The sequence below is a fragment of the Bradyrhizobium sp. genome, assembly GCF_049691595.1.
Lineage (GTDB): Bacteria > Pseudomonadota > Alphaproteobacteria > Rhizobiales > Xanthobacteraceae > Bradyrhizobium.
Genome location: NZ_JBAVNZ010000118.1, coordinates 1 through 1,983 on the forward strand (window position 1 = coordinate 1; position 1,983 = coordinate 1,983).

Annotated in this window: 2 protein-coding genes; both read left to right on the forward strand. The window is 63.2% G+C overall.

The window, feature by feature from the left end:
• The coding region (locus WCE35_RS05335; protein WP_424592302.1) for a VOC family protein at positions 1-481 on the forward strand (481 nt) is incomplete at its 5' end.
• 383 nt (positions 482-864) lie between these two features.
• Positions 865-1,983: YncE family protein (locus WCE35_RS05340; RefSeq protein ID WP_424592303.1), on the forward strand; the 1,119-nt coding region annotated here is incomplete at its 3' end.

Here is a 1,983-nt window from a genome sequence, read left to right on the forward strand (position 1 = left end):
GTTCTGCCCACCAGCGCAAATCCACTTACGACACAGGCATGTCCGCAGCACTTGCTTTATCCTGTCCATTCCCAAACTGAAGGAGCGAAATCAGATGTCGATATTCACGCACGTGGTGCTGGGTGCAAACGATGTAGCGCAGTCGCGCAAGTTCTATGACGCGACGCTGGCGCCGCTCGGCGTCAAGAATCTCGGTCCGATGGGTGAGAACGCGTTCCTGTATGGCGCTCAGGGACCCGAGTTCCTGATCACGAAGCCCCGTGACGGCAAGTCGGCGTGCCTCGCCAACGGCGGCACGATCGGATTCGCCGCATCGACGCGCGCCTCGGTTCGCGCCTTCCACGCGGCCGCCCTGGCCAACGGCGGGACGGACGAAGGCGCTCCGGGCCCGCGCGATTTCACGCCGACGGCCTATGCCGCCTACGTGCGCGATCCGATCGGCAACAAGCTGTGTGCATACTGCTTCGCGCCGGGAGAATGAGGACGGCGGACCGGGCCTGATAAAGGGGTCAACTCTGTAGCGTTGCGGCGCAGGCCGAGGACGCGCGCCTGTTTGTTCGTCATGAGGTCGCGGACCATGGAGTTTGTAGAAAGGCATTCGATGCCTTTGCACCGACGGCCTGGAATATGAAGTCGTTCACAGCTACGGACGGGGCGGCCGGAGGAGCCGAAGCGGCGACTTCGCCGGGCCGCCTGGTCTTTCGACACCGGCGATCTTGAGACAGGACGCCGTAAAGCCGGCGCTCGCCAGAGTTGCCTTTCGGCCCAAAGGACATTCACTGGTCCGGATCATCGCACTTGCCTGGCCGGCCGAGATTCGCCGAAGATGCTTGGCACCGATGTACCAGCGAAGGCGACACCGAAATGGATTTCGTTGACGTAGCCCAGTCGTTCGCTCCCGAATGCCATCAGGAAGCTTCGCTAGCTGGCCGAGAGCCTGGTATCGCGCTAGTGCCGGCAAAAGGTGCTGGATGGATCAGCCGGTGGTCGACTGTCTTCGGGATCACTTTGCTGTGCCTCGGCCTGCCGACTTGCGGTGGCTCGGGCTCGGGGGGTCCCGGGGCGCCCGCCGATCCTCCGCCGACGCCCTCGATCAGCTTCGATCCGGCGACGACGGGTTTCACCTCGGATCGGGCTCATCCGACTGTCAAGTCGAACGTGATTCTGACGTTACACAACACGACCACAGCCGGCCTGGTGCTCTACGGCGATTACACGAAGGCCGCCATCACGGGAGTAGACGTCGATCTGCGAGGCCCCACGCTCGTGCCGGTCTTTATCTATCACCGGCCACCGAGCACGTTGTTCAATGGCACGTACACCGACCGGCTGACGATCCACACCTGCCGTGACCAGGCATGTACCCAGCCACTTGCCGGCAGCCCGCTGACCATCCCTATCACCTACACCGTGACGGGCACGGATCCGGCTACCGGCGAGACTGGCCCGCCTCCCGACCTGGAGGCCACGCCACTGCCTGTGCAAGGCCGCGCTGCGCTTACGCACGATGTGCGCGACGCAGAATACAGCCGCAGCCTCGATCAGATCGTGATGGCGGCGACTTACCCGGCCAACGCCTTGTACGTCTACGATACCTCGACAGGCACGGAAAAATCAGTGCCGCTGACCAAGCAGCCTACTTCCGTTTCGGTCTCGCCGGATGGACTTTCAGCGGCCGTGGGGCACGAAGGGCTCATCAGCGTCGTCGACCTCGCACAGGTCGGGCAGCAGCCTGCCCACGACCCGCTCCTGGTGAAAGTATCGGGGACAGTCTTCGATCTTGTTCTGGACGGGCAGGGCCGTGTGCATTTCATTCCGGATACCGACCAGCCGGGCAGTATCCATACGATCGACATCGCGACGGGCACCGAAGAGCTCGGCGCCCTTGTCCCCCCCGTGTATGGGCGAACGTATGCGCGCCTCCACCCGTCGGGTAGTTTCCTGTTCGTCGGAGACCCACTTCTGAGCCCGTCCAGCATAGAC